Origin of the sequence: Chrysanthemum yellows phytoplasma (assembly GCF_000803325.1) — a bacterium.
In the GTDB taxonomy this organism is placed as follows: domain Bacteria; phylum Bacillota_I; class Bacilli_A; order Acholeplasmatales; family Acholeplasmataceae; genus Phytoplasma; species Phytoplasma asteris.
In genome coordinates this window covers 1-17,144 of record NZ_JSWH01000164.1, presented here as the reverse complement: position 1 = coordinate 17,144, position 17,144 = coordinate 1, and the positions used below count along the sequence as shown (strand labels likewise).

General features: G+C 30.7%; 14 protein-coding genes and 2 pseudogenes. 1 reads left to right on the top strand and 15 read right to left on the bottom strand.

Going from position 1 to position 17,144, the window contains the following annotated elements:
- The first annotated feature begins 206 nt into the window (after positions 1–206).
- Positions 207–542: a hypothetical protein gene (locus OL66_RS02815; protein WP_052177951.1), complete on the top strand. Its 336-nt coding sequence runs from the start codon at positions 207–209 to the stop codon at positions 540–542.
- A 94-nt stretch (positions 543–636) separates the two neighbouring features.
- Here the strand turns inward: OL66_RS02815 and OL66_RS02810 are convergent, their stop codons facing one another.
- The 15 genes and pseudogenes from OL66_RS02810 to OL66_RS02735 form a co-directional block, all read right to left on the bottom strand.
- A complete protein-coding gene (locus OL66_RS02810) occupies positions 637–1,404 on the bottom strand; it encodes a TatD family hydrolase (protein ID WP_034172379.1) in 768 nt (255 codons plus the stop codon).
- Between the two features lie 284 nt (positions 1,405–1,688).
- Positions 1,689–2,069: a hypothetical protein gene (locus OL66_RS02805; RefSeq protein ID WP_034172378.1), complete on the bottom strand. Its 381-nt coding sequence runs from the start codon at positions 2,067–2,069 to the stop codon at positions 1,689–1,691.
- Between the two features lie 16 nt (positions 2,070–2,085).
- Positions 2,086–2,277, bottom strand: a complete 192-nt coding sequence (locus OL66_RS02800; protein ID WP_034172377.1) for a hypothetical protein — start codon at positions 2,275–2,277, stop codon at positions 2,086–2,088.
- 190 nt (positions 2,278–2,467) lie between these two features.
- A complete protein-coding gene (gene lpdA, locus OL66_RS02795; RefSeq protein ID WP_034172376.1) occupies positions 2,468–3,841 on the bottom strand; it encodes a dihydrolipoyl dehydrogenase in 1,374 nt (457 codons plus the stop codon).
- A 21-nt stretch (positions 3,842–3,862) separates the two neighbouring features.
- The gene (locus OL66_RS02790; RefSeq protein WP_034172375.1) at positions 3,863–5,107 is read right to left on the bottom strand and encodes a dihydrolipoamide acetyltransferase family protein; all 1,245 of its coding nucleotides are present in this window, start codon (positions 5,105–5,107) and stop codon (positions 3,863–3,865) included.
- Between the two features lie 251 nt (positions 5,108–5,358).
- A complete protein-coding gene (locus OL66_RS02785) occupies positions 5,359–6,333 on the bottom strand; it encodes an alpha-ketoacid dehydrogenase subunit beta (protein ID WP_011160950.1) in 975 nt (324 codons plus the stop codon).
- Positions 6,334–6,335: 2 nt separating this feature from the next.
- The gene (pdhA, locus tag OL66_RS02780; RefSeq protein ID WP_011160949.1) at positions 6,336–7,427 is read right to left on the bottom strand and encodes a pyruvate dehydrogenase (acetyl-transferring) E1 component subunit alpha; all 1,092 of its coding nucleotides are present in this window, start codon (positions 7,425–7,427) and stop codon (positions 6,336–6,338) included.
- A 224-nt stretch (positions 7,428–7,651) separates the two neighbouring features.
- Positions 7,652–9,280: an ABC transporter ATP-binding protein gene (locus OL66_RS02775; protein WP_034172374.1), complete on the bottom strand. Its 1,629-nt coding sequence runs from the start codon at positions 9,278–9,280 to the stop codon at positions 7,652–7,654.
- A 188-nt stretch (positions 9,281–9,468) separates the two neighbouring features.
- Positions 9,469–11,937, bottom strand: coding sequence for a phenylalanine--tRNA ligase subunit beta (pheT, locus tag OL66_RS02770; RefSeq protein WP_034172373.1), 2,469 nt, complete (start codon positions 11,935–11,937; stop codon positions 9,469–9,471).
- A complete protein-coding gene (gene pheS, locus OL66_RS02765; protein WP_034172372.1) occupies positions 11,924–12,958 on the bottom strand; it encodes a phenylalanine--tRNA ligase subunit alpha in 1,035 nt (344 codons plus the stop codon). The genes pheT and pheS overlap by 14 nt, the downstream gene beginning before the upstream one ends.
- Positions 12,959–13,023: 65 nt before the next feature.
- Entirely contained in the window at positions 13,024–13,377 is a 354-nt protein-coding gene (locus OL66_RS02760) for a hypothetical protein (RefSeq protein ID WP_034172371.1), read from the bottom strand.
- Between the two features lie 203 nt (positions 13,378–13,580).
- Positions 13,581–15,256, bottom strand: a pseudogene (gene asnB, locus OL66_RS02755) (asparagine synthase B).
- A 58-nt stretch (positions 15,257–15,314) separates the two neighbouring features.
- A pseudogene (locus OL66_RS02750) lies at positions 15,315–16,094 on the bottom strand (HAD-IIB family hydrolase).
- 284 nt (positions 16,095–16,378) lie between these two features.
- Positions 16,379–16,684 carry a hypothetical protein gene (locus tag OL66_RS02740; RefSeq protein ID WP_156956357.1) on the bottom strand — a complete coding sequence of 102 codons (306 nt, stop codon included), beginning with the start codon at positions 16,682–16,684 and terminating at the stop codon, positions 16,379–16,381.
- 10 nt (positions 16,685–16,694) lie between these two features.
- A complete protein-coding gene (locus OL66_RS02735; protein WP_034172368.1) occupies positions 16,695–16,985 on the bottom strand; it encodes a hypothetical protein in 291 nt (96 codons plus the stop codon).
- Between the last annotated feature and the right edge of the window lie 159 nt (positions 16,986–17,144).

Below are 17,144 nucleotides of genomic sequence, written 5' to 3'. Positions count from 1 at the left end.
TAAAAATATTTTTTTATCAAAATAAAATTTATAATAATTTGCTATAATAGTAAATGAAATGTTAAATAAAAAAACTACATTAAACAGTTCAATATTATTTTATCATATTAGGAGATAATTTCATTATTTTAAGTTTTTAAGTAATGAATTAAACTTGAAAAGTAACGATTTTATCAACAAAAAATTGTAAAAGGAAGTGTTAGAAAATGGAATGCATGCAACAAGCAATCGTTAAAAATTTTTATTTAGAAGTAAAAGTTAGATATTTAAAACAAAATGGTAGTTCAAAAAGACAATGGTTTGCTACTAATATTTGTGTAGGAACTGATAATTGTAAACAAAAATATGATGAAGTTCTTATGAATTTTACTCATATTGACGCTGATAATCCTGAGTTTTTTTTGCAACCCGGACAAGTTATTAAAGTGTTAGAAGGAAAAGTTAAGCAAAGTAAATGTGGTACTGTTTCTGAAGTTTGGTTAGATGTAGATAGTTTTCGCCAAACTGATGAAGAAGAAAAAAGCAAAATCAACTTCGTATAAGCGGAGTTGATTTTTTTATTATATAAGGGATGTTTTTTGGGTGTGATTTTGAATTATTCTATATTTCAAATATTCTTTTGATATGCCAAAAAGATTAAAAAGAATTTTTATTTAAAAACAACTTAGCTACATTATTGCTTGTTTGAGTAGCAACACATTGCAAAGAAATATTTCTTAATTGAGCAATTTTTTGGGCAATTAATTTGATATGATAAGGCTCATTGGTTTCATTTTGAAACGGATAAGGAGTTAAATAAGGACAATCAGTTTCTAATAAAATTTTATCTAGGGGAATAGTTTTTGCAATTTCGTGGGCAACTTGGGCATGAGGATAAGTAACAACTCCTCCAATTCCAATGTAAAAACCTAGTTCCAAAGCTTTTTTGGCTTCTTCTAAACTAAAAACTAAACAATGAAAAACTCCTCTAACTTGATTGCGATAAGGTAGTAAAAGTTGATAAATTTCTTCAAAAGATTTGCGTGCATGAATAATAATAGGTAAGTTATATTGGATAGCAATTTTAACTTGGGCTTGAAAAAACTTTTTTTGGACAGCTAAATTATCTTGTCTGTGATGAAGATCAAGGCCAATTTCTCCTATAGCAACTGTTTGCGGATGATTGAGGTATTTGATGATGCTTTCGGGAGTTTCTTGGGAAAAATCAGAACAAGGATGAATCCCAAAAGCTACCATTACTTCTTTATATTTATTAGCGATTTCATATGCTTTTTGGTTAGTTTTTTCATCCATGCCTATAACAATCATTTTTTTGACGTCATTATTCCAAGCTTTTTGAAAAACATCATCTAATTTATTTTTATATGTTTTAAGATTGAGATGAGCGTGAGTGTCTATTAACATTTTAATGTATTCCTTTTTTTGATTTTAAGGGGTTGGAAAATGGTTATTTTGTTGTTATTTATAAGTTTTAAAAAATGGTAAATATAAAAGATTAAAGAAGTGATTTTAGATTTGTTAATTTCATTAGGGTAAATTATTTTGCAAGGTTAAAAGTAATAATAATTTATAATTAGATACATAAGAAAGCAAAACAAAAATTTATTTAATAAATGTTGGGCTTTTAATCTTTATTTTTCTTATTCTTTTTTTGGTTTTCATAATAAAAAATACTAATAGCAAATAAATTATGTTTTTTTGATAGTTTTGATAAAATCTTTTTCAAAATAAGCAAAATCTAACCATTTAAAAAATTTAACATATAAAAACCATAAAACACTATATGAATATAAAGTAAAATAGATATAAAAACAAATAAAATAAGTTAAAGAAATATAAAATAAAAATTTTGCCAATGTTTCTTTTTTTAATTCCACACTAAAAAATAGTGATAAAATCATTAGTATAACAGCTAAAACAAAAGAGCAACAAACTATTTTAGTTTTTTTCTCTTTAGAATTAAAACCTATATTGCCATCATACATGCATGCTTTAAAATCTGGCCTAATAGATTCACCAAAATCAATATTTTGAAGTGTCCCCCCCTTGTTAGGGTCTTTATTAAACAAATTCTTTACCTTGGGATCATTTAAATCCAATATAAAAAGGAATGCCAGAAAGAGTCAAAAATGGCAACAAATAAATAAAAGGTAAACTTAATGCCCAATATTTATCTGGGATTGTAAATATTTTGGCTTTTTCGAGAAAAGCTATGGTAAAATCTGCAAATAATAAGATAAAAAATAAAACTTTTCTAATTGTATATTTAGTAATCATTTATCATCTCCTTTTATTCAAAAATATTTGAGGATTTAATATTTAATGTTGTGTTTTATCTTTATTTTAGTTTTGTTGTTTTATTTCGCTTCGTTTTCTTTTTCTTTTTTGGGTTTTCATAATTGCATCACCCATTTAAGGAAAAAGAACCTATTAAATGTTCTTTTTTTGTTAAAAGATCAAATAATAATTATGCATGAATTGGTTTGTCAACGGCTCCTAAAAGAGCTTCAAAAGTAAGTTCTGATAAGGTAGGATGAGGATGAATTGCTTGAGATAGTTCGTAAGCAGTTCCTTCAAGTTCCATTCCTACAGCCATTTCACTAATTAATTCAGTAGCATTGTAAGCATAAATATGCATTCCTAAAATTTCTAAATGTTTTTTGCAAACAATTAATTTAGCAAAACCTTCTTTTTCGCCATCAGCTAAAGATTTGCCAACAGCTCCCAGAGATATTTTAGAAGCTTTATAATCCATTTGTTTTTCTTTGGCTTGTTGTTCGGTCATGCCAATAGAAGCAATTTCAGGAAAACCATAAATACAAGCAGGAACACGGTCATAATTAATGGGATGTGCTTTTTGTTCTAAAGCGTGAGTCACAGCTACAATACCTTCATGACTTGCCACGTGAGCTAACATGTGTTTGCCGTTTACATCACCAATAGCATATACTCCAGGAATTGAAGTTTGACAAAAATTATCAGTTTGGACGCTATTGCGGTTGAGGGCTAAATTTAATTTTTCTAAGCCTGCAAGATTGGCTTTGGTGCCTACAGCCATTAAAATAACATCCGAAGTAATTGTTTTGGCATTGCCTTTTTGAGTGTAGGTAGTTTGATTGTCATTAATTTTAGTTACTTCTACTTGATTCAAAATTTGGATGCCGTCTGCTTGAAGTTTTTTAGTGTATGCAACAACAACGTCCCTATCCATACCATTTAGAATAGTGTCTTGTCTTTCTAAAATAGTCACTTCGCTACCAAAAGAATTAAAAATAGTTGCAAATTCTACTCCAATAACACCGCCTCCTACAATAGTAACTTTGGAAGGATAGCTTTCTAGTTGTAGTAATTCTTTACTAGTTTTAAGAATGCCTTTTTGATAAGCTTCTTGGGCACCTGGAATAGGAGGAACAAAAGCGGTACTGCCTGTTGCAATAATTAATTTTTGGGTGTGCAATAAGTTAGTGTCTACTTGGACTTCGCAAGGAGAAAGAACACTTGCAAAACCATGGTAAAAATCAATTTTATTTTTTTTCAGGAGAAAAGATATACCTGTAGTAAGTTGAGCAACAATTTTATTTTTGCGTGATAAAATGGAGGACCAATCAAAAGAAACGCCGTTTTGTACTTTAATTCCAAAATCAGCACAACGTTTGATATCTTTATACATTTTGGCACTTTTTAAATAAGCTTTGGTAGGAATACAGCCATAATTAAGACAAATACCACCTAATTTATGTTTTTCTACTAAAGCAACTTTAGCACCCATTTGAGCAGCTTTAATGGCAGCAACGTATCCACCAGGACCTCCACCAATCACTAAAACATCATAATTTTTCATAATTTGCCCTTGGTCTTTCTGTTAGGATAAAAGCAATAAAGTAGTATTATTTAGCAATTCTTTAACGCGTTTTAAAAATCTACCGCCATCAGCACCATCAATAATACGGTGGTCAATTGCTAAGGAAAGAGGAAGCATGTCTGCAATTACAATTTGACTGTTTTCAACTACAGGTTTTTTGGTGATTTTTCCTACTCCTAAAATAGCTAATTCAGGGTAATTGATAACTGGAGTGCCGTAAGTAATATCGATAGAACCAAAATTAGTGATAGTAAAAGTTCCGTTTTGAAGCTGATTTAATTCTACTTTTCTTTCGGTAGTGGCTTTGGCTACTTGTTGTAGTTGTTGTGCCATTTCTAAAAGAGTTAATTTGTTAGCATCTTTGATGTTAGGAACGATTAGACCGTCTTTGGTATCAACTGCTACTCCTAAATTAATGAATTTTTTGTAAGTAACTTCTTCTTTAACGTCATCATAACTAGCGTTAAATAATGGGAATTCTTGTAAGGCAATCGCTACTGCTTTCATGATAAAAGCCATAAAAGTTAATTTGATTCCTTGGGATTGTGCTTGATCTTTGGCTTGTTTGCGTAGTGTTACTAAAGCAGTAATGTTTACTTCGTCCATTAGAGTAGTTTCTGGGATTTTGCCTTTGGAAAGAACCATTTTTTGGGCGATGGCTTTTCTGAGGCGAGAAATTTTTACTACTTCTGTTTCTTGGCTAGATGTGGCAAAAGTTGGGGTGGGGGTTGGTTGTGGTGTTTGTGGTTGTGGTTGAGTTTGTAAAGGGTTAGTTGCGTTTTGTACATCTACTTTTAAGATTTTTCCATTTACACCTGTTCCTTTAATGGTTGAAAGGTCAAGTCCTAGTTCTTTGGCTAGACTTTTTACTAATGGAGTAGCAAGTACTTTTTGAGGTGGTAAAGAGGTTTGTGCGGATGTTTGTGCTTGTTGGGTGTCGTTTTTTTCTGTAGCAGCAGTTTCATTAGGGTTTTGAGAAGAAAACTTTTTAACATCTGCATCAGTGTCACCTGGTTCTTGGATTAAAACGATAGTATCTCCTACGCAAATAACTTCACCTTCATTAAGGTCTCTTTTTAAGATTTTTCCTGCTACAGGAGAAGTTAGTTCAACGTCTAATTTGTCAGTTTCAACTTTAACTAAAACATCACCTTCTTTTACTTGGTCGCCCACTTTAAAAAACCATCTTGTAATTGTACCTTCATGAATGCCTTCGCCGACATCAGCAAATTTAAATTCAAACATATTTTTATCTCCTTGATTATAATGCAGTTTAGTTTGGTTGGGGTTTTGTTGTTTGCTTTTTTAGTTTTTAATTTTTATTTTGGTATGTTTTTTGGTTGTTGGTTATGGTTATGATTGTGGTTTTTAGTTTTATTTAGATATTTTGAGTTTTTAATTTGATTTGGAAGTAGTTTTAATGTGTTGTTTTTCGGGACAAAAGAAAAGGGTTGTTTTGCCTTTATCTTTTTATATCCTTATATCTTTTTGTTATCTTATTCGCAAACCACTTTTTTAATAGCATCAGCTATTTTTTCAGGGCTTAAAAACTGATAATGTTCTGCTTTGGCTAAAGGCATTGTGATATCATTTCCAGTAACTCTGGCAGGAGCTGCATCTAGGTATAAGAAAGCTTGTTCGTTAACTAAAGCCATTAATTCTCCTGCAGGTCCGTAAGTTTTACATGCTTCATGAACTACTAAAAAGCGTCCAGTTTTTTTAACAGATGTAATTACAGTTTCTCTGTCAATAGGATTAATAGTTCTTAAATCAATTAGTTCTACGGAAACATTAGGATCAAGTTGTTTAAGGGCTAATAGTGTTTCTGGTACCATTGCTCCCCAAGCTACAACTGTAATGTCTGTGCCTTCTTGAACGACTTTGGCTTTACCGATTTGGACTTCGTAATCTGTTTCGGGAACTTCTTGACGGAAACCACGATAAATTCTTTTAGGTTCCATGTAGACTACTGGATCAGGGTCGTTAATAGCAGCCATTAATAAACCTTTAGCGTCGTAAGGATTAGATGGAATAACTACTTTAAGACCAGGAACAGAGCCTAAAATTACTTCTAATGATTCGGAGTGATGTTCTAAGGATTTTACCCCTCCACCAACTGGGACTCTTACTACCATAGGTACTGTGTAATTACCACGACTACGGTTACGCAAACGGGCTGCGTGGGCAAATAGGTCTTCTAGTCCTACAAAAATAAAACCATCAAATTGGATTTCTGCAACTGGTCGCATGCCGTTAATTGCAAGTCCGATAGCACTTCCGATAATAGAAGATTCAGCAATAGGGGCATTAAAAACGCGAGTTTCTCCGTGTTTGTCTTGTAGGCCTTTAGTTACGCGGAAAACGCCGCCTAATTTTCCTACATCTTGTCCAAAAAGAACTACTCGAGGATCTTTTGCTAACTTGCTATCTAAAGTTTGATTAATTGCATCTAGTAATGTCATTGAAGCCATTATTATTTACCTTCCTTTGTGTTGAAAAAAGCTTTGCATTCTTCGTATTGTTCTTCTAATTGAGGAGTCATTTTTTCATAAGTGTATGCAAAAATATCTTTAATATCGATGTTGTTGCCTGTTTGTTCTACTTTTTGGTGTGCTAAAACAACTTCTTCTTGGGCTTCTTTTTCAAATTGTTCTACTTGTTTTTGAGTTAGATAACCTTTATTCATCAAGTATTTTTGAAAACGTACAATTGGGTCTTTTTTGCGCCACTCTAATTCTTCTTCTTTGCTACGGTAAACAGAAGCATTATCATTAGTGGAGTGTGCTTCTAGACGATAAGAAACATTTTCAATTAAAGTAGGTCCGTTTCCTTTGCGCGCTTCGTTAAAGGCTTCTTGGGCTGCTACATAAACAGCTAAAATGTCGTTGCCGTCTACTTGCATGCCAGGAATTCCACAAGCATAACATTTTTGAGCTAAAGTTTTAGCTTTGGATACTTTGTTACGAGGATTAGAAATAGAATACTGGTTATTTTGAATAAATACTACTAATGGTACTCCAAAAACAGCAGCATAGTTAAGACCTGCATTAAACTCTTCGTGTGCAGTTCCTCCGTCTCCAATAGTTGCAATAGTTACTTCTTTTTTATTTTGCATTTTGCTTGCTAAGGCAAGTCCTGCTCCTAAATTAACACTAGAGCCAATAATAATGTTAGCTGGTAAAATACGCAACTTAGGGTCTAGTTGAGAGCCTTTTTCATTGCCATACCAGTAAAGATAAAATTGTTCTAAAGAAACTCCACGGTAAAGAAAAATTCCTGCATCACGATAATAAGGTGATACCCAATCTTGGGGTTCTAAGGCAGCAGCGACACCTACTTGAGATGCTTCTTGCCCTGAGTTAAGTAAATAGTTTCCCATACGTCCCTGGCGTTGATATTTTAAGGCTGCTAAATCAGCTTGTCTACCTAAAACCATTGTTTTATACATTTTTAATAAAACATCTTTAGATAATTTTGGTTCTAATTCAGGTTGAACAAGGTTGCCATTTTCGTCAAGTATTTGGAATTGTTTACCTTTTAGGGGGTCGTACACATTCGTTAACATTGTAATACTCCTTATTTTATTTATATTAGTTTGTTTTTGATTAAATGTATTATACCTTTATTGTGTTACTAAATATAATTAATTTAGTGTTATTTGATAATATACATCTACACTTAAATTGTACTTGAAATTAAGACAAATGATGAAACAAAATAATGAAAATTGCAAGTTTAAGAGATAAAAAAAATACCATATATTATAATATATGGTATTTCAATTAATATTTATTTATTGTTGATGATGTCAACTGGTTTTTTGTTAGACCATTTATAAATAATGAAAGATATAAATAGTAGAGTCATTAAAAAGACATAACTAAATGATAATAAATTAAATAAAAGGACTCTTACAAAAGGATTGAAAGCTAAATATGGTGATGTAAACCATAATAAAATGCCTTTATTTTTCGAATTTACTAAAGAATTATCGAAAACCATAATGTCATTTTCACTTTCAAAATTGGGCAACGGTTTCATATCGAAAGATGAAAATAATATAGATGCATCTTTAAACCAAAGTAAAATACTTAATAATAATACAAAAGTTAAAACCATTTGGAATAAAGCAAAAAAGAATGCTTCAACTAAAAAGATTTTACCAACATTAACACCATTAGAACCTAAAGCTCTTAGAATACCCATTTTTTTATTTTGAAGTTTGGCACTCATAGAAAAATAAAGCATAATCATAGCACCTGGAACAGATAAAATCCAAACCCAGAACATAGGGCTACTTATAATTTGAATAATTTTAACAGCTATTTGCACAACACCAACAAACAAATATAATTCTACATATCCTTTATATCCTTCAAATAATTCATACATTTGATATATTTTATCACAGATTCCGAACCATTTATAACTCAAAAATGTAAAAGCAAAAAACATAAAAATAAAAGTTGCAATAGCAGTTACTAAAACAGTCAATGCCAAGAAAAACTTTTTATTTTTAAAACTCTTTAAAGCAGCCTTAGCAACAAACGAAAAAGGCAAACAACTAGGAAAAGATACAAAATCAGTATCTTGTTGTAATACTTTAGTCTCATCAGTTTTATCAAAGTTTTCTAAAGCAGGATTTTTAGTTAAGTTAGTTAAGTTTGCAATCATTTCAGCTGTAAGAACTTGACCTTCTTTAAATACTTGTTTTTTGTCTTTGCTTTTTTTAGTAGTGTCTTTTTTTCTTGTCATATCTGATATGACTTTACCATCTTTACATTCTAAAATACGATCAGCATATTTATAAGCACTTTCGCTATCATGAGATACAATAACTACTAATTTTTCTTTACTTAAATTTTGAAGTAAATCAAAAACTTGGGTTCCTGTTTCTGAATCTAGATTTCCTGTAGGCTCATCAGCAAAGACCATTTTAGGATTTTTCACCAAAGCACGAACAATAGCAACACGTTGTTTTTGTCCTCCTGAAAGTTCATTAACTCTTCTATTTAGGAATGAAACATCCAATCCTACTTGATTCATTAAATCATTAATTAAGGCAACATCTGGTTTTTTATTTTGTAATTGTAATGCTAAGACAATATTTTCAAATACATTCATATCTTCTATTAAGTTGAATTCTTGGAAAATAAAACCAATCATTCCATTACGATAATTATCTAAATATTTTTGATTAAAAGTTGTAATAGGAACTTTGCATACTTCAACTACGCCGCCGTTTGCAACATCAATGCCTGTTAAAACATTTAATAAAGTAGATTTACCAGAACCTGATTTACCTAAGATAAAAACCATACCTTTATCAGGTAATTTTAAAGAAACGTCTTGTAAGGACATCGTCATATTACCGCGTTTAGTAACGTAATTTTTGCTTAAATGGTTGACATTAAACATTTTTAAAGACTCCTTTAGTTTTTTTGTTGTTTTATTGATTAAAAAAATTTATAATTATACAAATGTAAAAAGGCAAAAAGATAAAAAGGGTAAAAAAACTAATTTAACTACCCTATTATTTTACTTATTTTACCACAAATATTATATTTGCATATACACTTAAAAAGCAATATTTTTTTTATCTATTTTTATCTAATTTCAATATGAAAGTGTTTAATCAAATTAGAAGTAATTTTTTCCATACAATGTTCTACATCTTGTTTTTCTAAGTTTTTATCTAAGTTATGGAAAAAAAGTCTAAGGGCAAGAGAATGTTTTTCTTTGGTTTTAGGTATTTGATAAACATCAAATAATTCACATTTGATTAAATCAAAAGGGGTAGTTTGTTTAATGGTTTGTTCGATTTGATAAAAGGAATATTTGGTATCTACTAAAAAGGCTAAATCACGAATAACAGTAGGAAATTTAGGAATTGGTTGGAAGGTAAACGTTTTTGTAGTGTTAAGAATTTCATCCGTTAAAAAAAGTTCACAAAGAAAACTTTCTTTTAAGTGGTATTTGGTATTAAGTTGGGGATGTGTTTTTCCGATAACTCCTATTATTTGATTGTTAAATAACAAATTGGCTTGCATTCCTGGATGAAAATTACTATGTTGTTGTGTTTTTTGATAAGTAAGGTTAATGCCTAGAAAAGCACTAATTTTTTCAAGGATGCCTTTGGTAACAAAAAAAGAACTTGAAACATCTTGTTTGTACCACAAGGAATTTAAGAAATGACCACTCAAAGCAAAAGCAAGACTTAATGTTTCTTGGTTGGGAAAATAAGTTTTTCCAATTTCAAAAAAAGCATTATCAAAAGTTTGTCGTTTGTGCTGATAGCTTAAAACTTCTACTAAACTACTTAGCAAACTTTGTCTTAAAATCATTTTGTCTTGTGACAAAGGATTCATTATTTTGATAAAGGGTTTTTGAGGAGTAAAAACTTCAAACATCTCAGAGCTAATTAAACTGTAAGTAATAGTTTCATAAAATCCTAAATTAACTAAGAGTTTGCGCAATTCTCTAATATTTTTTTGTTTTAAGGTTAATTTTCCTTGAGTAGGGATTTGAATTGTTTGGGGAGGTAATTTATGGCAACCATAAAGTCTAGTTAAATCAGAAATGACATCTTCTTTAATTTTGATATCATAACGACGTAAAGGAGCTTGGAGGTTTAATTGTTCGTTTTTGTTCTGTGGTCCTAAATGTTTGGATGTATGTATCTGATAATCTAGGTTTAATAACCAATTTTTGATTTGAGTAGGGCACAAAGAAACGCCAATTTTTCTTGTAACAAAATCAAGATTCAAAGAAATAGTAGGATTGGTACGTTTTTTTTGTTTTGTAATTATAGGTTGGTAAGTAATTTTGCCATCTGCTAAAGTGACTAAAAGTTGGCATGCTTTTTGAAAAGCTAAAGGAATAAGACTTTGGTCAATGCCTCTTTCAAAACGTAGGGAACTTTCAGTTTTGGTTTTGAGTTTTTGACAAGTTTGGGCAATAGTTTGGGGCGAAAAATAAGCAGCTTCAAGAATAATTTTAGTAGTTGTAGGTTTAATGCTGCTTTCTAAAAGTCCTACAATACCAGCTAGAGCAATGGCTTTTTTGCCATCTGTAATAACTAAATCATTTTCATCTAAAACAAAATCATTTTGGTTAAGAGTTGTAATATTTTCTTGTGGTAAGGCTTTTCTAACTTTGATTTGTTTGATGTTTTCAGAATCAAAAGCTTGTAGGGGAATACCGTATTCGATTAAAATTAAATTAGTGATGTCAACAACATTGTTGATTGGGTTGATGCCTGATTGTAAGAGGGCGTTTCGCAACCATAAAGGAGAAGGTTTGATTTTGATGTTTTCCAGGATACAAGCGTTGTATTCATAACAACTGTCGTTTTCAATTTGGACTTTTAAAGGAGATTGAGGCAAGTTTGCAAAAAAATCGGGGTTTAATTGGGGGAGCGTTTTTGGGGTTGTTTGGTCTTCGCTGTTTTGTGTTTTGTAGTTGGTTGCTTTTGTTTCTTGATTGTTATTGGAACTTTGAGAAGACAAAACTGCTTTGAGATCTTTGGCAAAACCTAGGTGAGATAAAAGGTCACCACGATTGGGTGTAAGCCCTAATTCTAAGATAAAACAATCAAGTCCTAAAGGAATTAAAGCATTACTTCCCAAAGCAATTTGGTCGTTGGGGTCATCAAAAAGATAAATTCCTTCTTGTTCTTGGGGAGTTAAAAATTTGGTACTAATTCCCAATTCTTCCAAAGCACAAAGCATTCCTTCTGAAAAAACTCCATAAATTTTTTTGTTTTTAAGGGTGGCGTTGATGCCTTCCAAAAAAGAACCTTCTGAAGCTACAATAACTTTTTTGCCATTTTGTAAATTAGAAGCTCCACAAACAATTTTGACTACTTTTGTGCCAGTGTTAACTTCTACTAAATTTAATTTTTGGGAACCTTGAATTTTTTGAAAGTTAAGAATTTGCCCCACCACTAAATTAGTGTTTTTGGATAGGGGGAAAAAATTTTGCACTTCGGTAATATAATTGTTAGTTAAGGCAGAAATATTTTGGGAAAGGGGTTGCGAAAAATGGTTTTTTAAAATATTTTCAATAATTTTCATTGTTGGCGGTGTTCCTTGCAAATTGTTTTAAAAAGCGAATATCATTAGTATAAAAATGTCTAATATTGTCAATTTGATATTTAATCATAGCAATTCTTTCAATACCTATTCCAAAGGCAAAACCTTGATATTTTTCAGGGTCATAATTAGCGTTTTTAAGAACTTGGGGATGCACTAAACCAGCTCCTAAAATTTCTAAATATTCTTTGATGCCATCTTTTTTGGTAATTACTAAATCAACTTCAATGCTAGGTTCGGTAAAGGGAAAATAAGACGGTCTTAAATGAATTTCTTGGGAAGTGCCAAATAATTCTTTGGTAATGAGTAAAAGAGTTTCTTTGAGATGGGAAAAATTAATGTTTTTGTCAATAACAAGTCCTTCGAGTTGCATAAATTGATGGCTATGAGTGGCGTCATCATCGTCTTTGCGGTAAACTTTTCCAGGAGAAATAATTTTGAGGGGTCCTCCTTGGCGAGCTTTCATTTCTTTGACTTGGACGTTGGAAGTGTGGGTGCGCAAAAGTTTTTGGGGGTCGATATAAAAAGAGTCTTGCATTGCTCTTGCGGGGTGGCCTTTGCCCATGTTGAGCATTTCAAAATTATAAAAATCAGTTTCAATTTCGTTGCCTTCTTTAATTTCATAGCCTAAAGATAAAAATAAATCTTCAATTTGTTCAATGATTTGATTAAGGGGGTGGGTGCTTCCTTGGAAAAATTTCAATCCTGGTAAAGTAGGATCAATTTCTTCTTGGAGCAATTTGGCGTTTAGTTGGTTTCTTTGTAAAATTTCTTTTTCTTTTTGTAAAGTGAAAATAATTTCTTTTTTTAAAACGTTAATTAATTTGCCTGCAACTGCTTTTTGGGCATGAGGAAGGCTTTTTAGCTCTTGGGTAAGTTCAAACAAGATGCCCTTTTTGCCTAAAAATTCTTTGTCTAAGGTCATTAATTGGTCTAAATCATGTTTGTTTTTTTGTAAACTGGTGTGAAATTGTGCGGTTAGATTTTTGATTTTGGTTTGCATAAAAATGATAACACTTTCTTTATTTTGGAAATGAAAAATATTGGGGTTGGGGTTAAAATTAAAAACTACATTTGAATTATCAAAATAATGTTTCCTTTAGTAAGTAACGATAGCCACATTCCTAAGGTAGCTCCTAATAAAACTCCTAAAGAAACGCCAAAAGATCCTTTTTTTAATCCTAAAATAGTACCTCCTAAAAACATTCCTGCTACCATTGCTGTTAAATGTAGTTGTGTGGTTTTTTGGTAAATATCTGTTTGAGTAGGTTTACTTAAATAAATTGCTAATACAACAATGACAATAGAGTTAAAAATAATGCAATTGCTTAATAGTTTGCTACTTAAAAAAGGTTTTTTGGGTGTGTTGGTTTGGGGCAAATTGTTTTTTTTAATTAAGGCTTTTCTTGGTTTTTGGTTCATATAAATATCCTTTCTGGGATAAAGTTGTAAAAATTTGGAGTTGCAAAATGGGTGTTAGAAATGTTTGCAAAAAATATAATTTGTGATTTGTGATTTTGGATTAGTTTTTTTATTTTATTATTTGTTTTTTATTATTTGGTTCGCACAAAACAATTAAAAGCAAAAAATAAAGTTAAGTTAAGTTGGGGATTGTTGAATAAAATTTATTTGTCCTTATAAGCTTCATTATGCACTCCTAATGCAGCGCGTCCTGAAGGGTCGTTTATTTGTTAAAAGCTTTGTCCCATTCGATAGCTTTTGCAGTACAGCAAGCAATTGAAGGACCACCAGGAACAAGACTTATTTCACTTGGCAAAGGAAATAAGGTTTCAAAAATTTCGCGATACATGTAGCCTTCTTTGTTTGTAGGAGTATTGTAAGGTAAACGAACATAAGCATTTTTTAATTGTGTATCTGTGATTTTGGTTTGGGCAAGTTGTTTTAAAGCATCAATCCAACTGTAGCCTACTCCATCAGAAAATTTTTCTTTTTGGCGCCATACAATCTTTTTGGGTAAATAAGATTCAAATGTTTTTCGTAGAATATGTTTTTCTATTTTGCCATTTGTGCCACACATTTTATCTTTGGGATTAATTCTCATAGCAACATCTAAAAAGTTTTTGTCTAAGAAATGCACTCGCGCCTCTACTCCCCAAGCACTCATTGCTTTGTTTGCTCGTGCACAATCATATAAATGTAATGAAGCTAATTTACGGACTGTTTCTTTGTGGAATTCTTGAGCATTAGGGGCTTTATGAAAATATAGATAACCTCCAAAAATCTCATCAGCACCTTCACCAGAAAGAACCATTTTGATGCCCATAGCTTTAATTTTGCGAGCCATTAAATAAATAGGAATTGATGCGCGAATAGTTGTAATATCATACGTTTCAATGTGATAAATAACATCTTTTAAAGCATCTATGCCTTCTTGAATAGTAAAATTAATTTCATGATGGACTGTTCCTAAATGATTGGCTACTTCTTTGGCAGCTTTGAGATCAGGAGCGCCTTTAAGACCTACAGCAAAAGAATGAAGTGAAGGAAACCAAGCCTCTTTTTTACTTGATTCTTCTATGCGGTGTTTGGCAAATTTTTTAGTGATTCCAGAAATAATAGAAGAGTCAAGACCAACAGATAAAAGTACGCCATAAGGAACATCAGACATTAAATGTTTTTTTACTGATGCTTCAAGAAAATTGCGTAATTGGGTTGTGTTGGTTTGGTTGTTGTAAACATTTTGATAATCCATCCAATTACGTTTATAATATTTCACCATTTTGCCAGATTCACTAGATAAATAATTTCCTGGAGGAAAAATAGAAAGGGTTTGGCAAATGGGAATTAAGGCTTTCATTTCAGAAGCTATATAAAAATTTTGGTTAAGGTCATATCCCATATAAAGTGGAATTATTACCATATGATCGCGTCCTATAAGATAGGTGTTTTTTGTAAGATCATATAAAATAAATGCAAACACTCCTTGTAATTCATCTAAAAAATTAACACCTTTTTCTTGATATAGTGCTATAATAACTTCACAATCTGATTCTGTTTGAAATTCGTATTTATCTTTGTATTGTTGGCGTAAATCTAGGTGGTTATAAATTTCTCCATTTACTGCAAGTACTAAGGTTTTGGTTTTATTATAAAGTGGTTGAGCTTCAGCATTAACATCTACAATTGATAGTCTTTCGTGTGCTAAAATGGCTTTTTGAGAGGCAAAAATTCCTGACCAATCAGGTCCTCGATGACGCATCAAACTGGAAAGTTTAAGAGCTTGGTCACGCAACATTTGTGGATCGGTTTTAATATTTAGTATTCCAAAAATTGAACACATTTTATTCTCCTTTTAAACGCATTGAAAACACATTTTATTTTTTCTTCGATAAACAACTTCATAACAAATTATAATCTTTAAAAAAATCATATAAAGCGTTTTTTTCGATGTGAGGAGCAGTTAAATTGGCAACTTTGTGAAGAGTTTCATAATGAGTATTTGCCATGACGATTCCTATATCTGCAAATTGAAGCATTTCAAAATCGCTGCAACGATCTCCCATGCAAATTAATTGGCAGTCTTTGTGGTCTTTCATAATTGCTTGGATAACATAAGCTTTATTAACTTGTTTGGCACTTAAACTTACAACACCATTTTTCCAATAATAAGCGTGGAGTTGTTCAAAATCTTTTAAAAAATCAACAACAAGGGAGGTATTTGGATGAAATAAATTAATTTTGTAAATAGGTTTTTCTAAATGAAGATTGCTTTTTATGGGATTTTTTTTCAACATTACATTATCAAACAAACTTTTAGAATCAGGATCTGTTGTTTGGGTTATGCCCTTTTCTTCTAAACTGACATTGAGAACTATGATTCCTTTTTTTTGGGCTTGGCAATTTAGTTTAATTACAAGTTCTTGGGGGATGCAAGTTTGTTGGACGATATTTGTGGATTTCCAAGTAATAGCTCCATTTAGAACAACAAAATACTTAAATAAAGAAGTAAGTTCTTTTAAAACGCTTTAACCTTTGTAGTTTCTTCCTGTAGCAATTCCTAAAATATTATTGGGGTTTTGCGCTAGGTTTTGTAAAATTTTTGTGGTTTGTGAAGGAATTTCTTTGGTTTTGACGTTGTATAAAGTTTGGTCAATATCAAAAAAGAATAGTTTTTTCATATTTGTTCCTTTATTCCTTGATATATTATAATCAAAAGATAACTAATTAATGCAAAAATTAAAGAAAAAAATAAATGACATAAAATATTATACAAATCAAATATTTTTATTTTGTCATAAATAAACTTTAAACTTTGGTATAAATAAAAGCATTTCCAAAAATCACTTTTTTGATAATAAATTTTTTGGGCTGATATGCATTTGTTTTTTTGATATTCAAAAGGATTGTCAAAAAAGATTTTAGCTAAACTATGAAAAATAATTTTTGCTCCCTTTTTGCCAACTTAAGGATGTAAAGGGTTTTTGGAATAATCACAAATTTTTAAATTCAAAAGAAAATGTTCTAATAAATTACAATACACCAAATTAATGCCTTTTTGGTATTCAAAAGGGTGGTGTTTGGCGTATTTGGGATTTGATAATCCTCTTGCTTGATATTCTTTTATGTGGTGTATTTCTAAGCCTTCAGCTGTTTTTTTGATATTTGGGTTAGTTTGAGTAAAACTTGCATCCATAAAATAAGAGCCACTTACTAAACCGTATTTTGTTTTAAAAAAAGTTACTGATTGATCGTATGTTAAAAGCATCATAATTTCAATATCAGTTATTTTTTTGGTCTTGTTGTAATTTATCAAAAATGGTGTGAATGTCTTGTAAATGTTTTAATATATTGTTGCATTTACGATTGGAGTTCCAAAGAAATTTCATCAAAAAGAAATTATTTATTTTTTTTAATTCACAATAAATGGCATGATAAAAATAAAATGTTTGCATCCATAAACTGATTTTTTCTGATAAAAAGACAATATTTTTTTTGATGTTGACTTTTTGTTTAAAATGTATTGCGCAAAAAATGATTACTAATATTGTTACAATTAATAATTTATTCATTTTTATCCTCTTTTATTTATTTTTATTGATTGTGTAATTGTTTAAAAAACAGATTTAATCAAATTAATAAACAAAAAAATGAAAAGCAAAGCAAAGCAAAAAATATGAAAAAGGCAAAAGGAGCAAAATATAGAAATATAATAATTTTAAATAATTTAA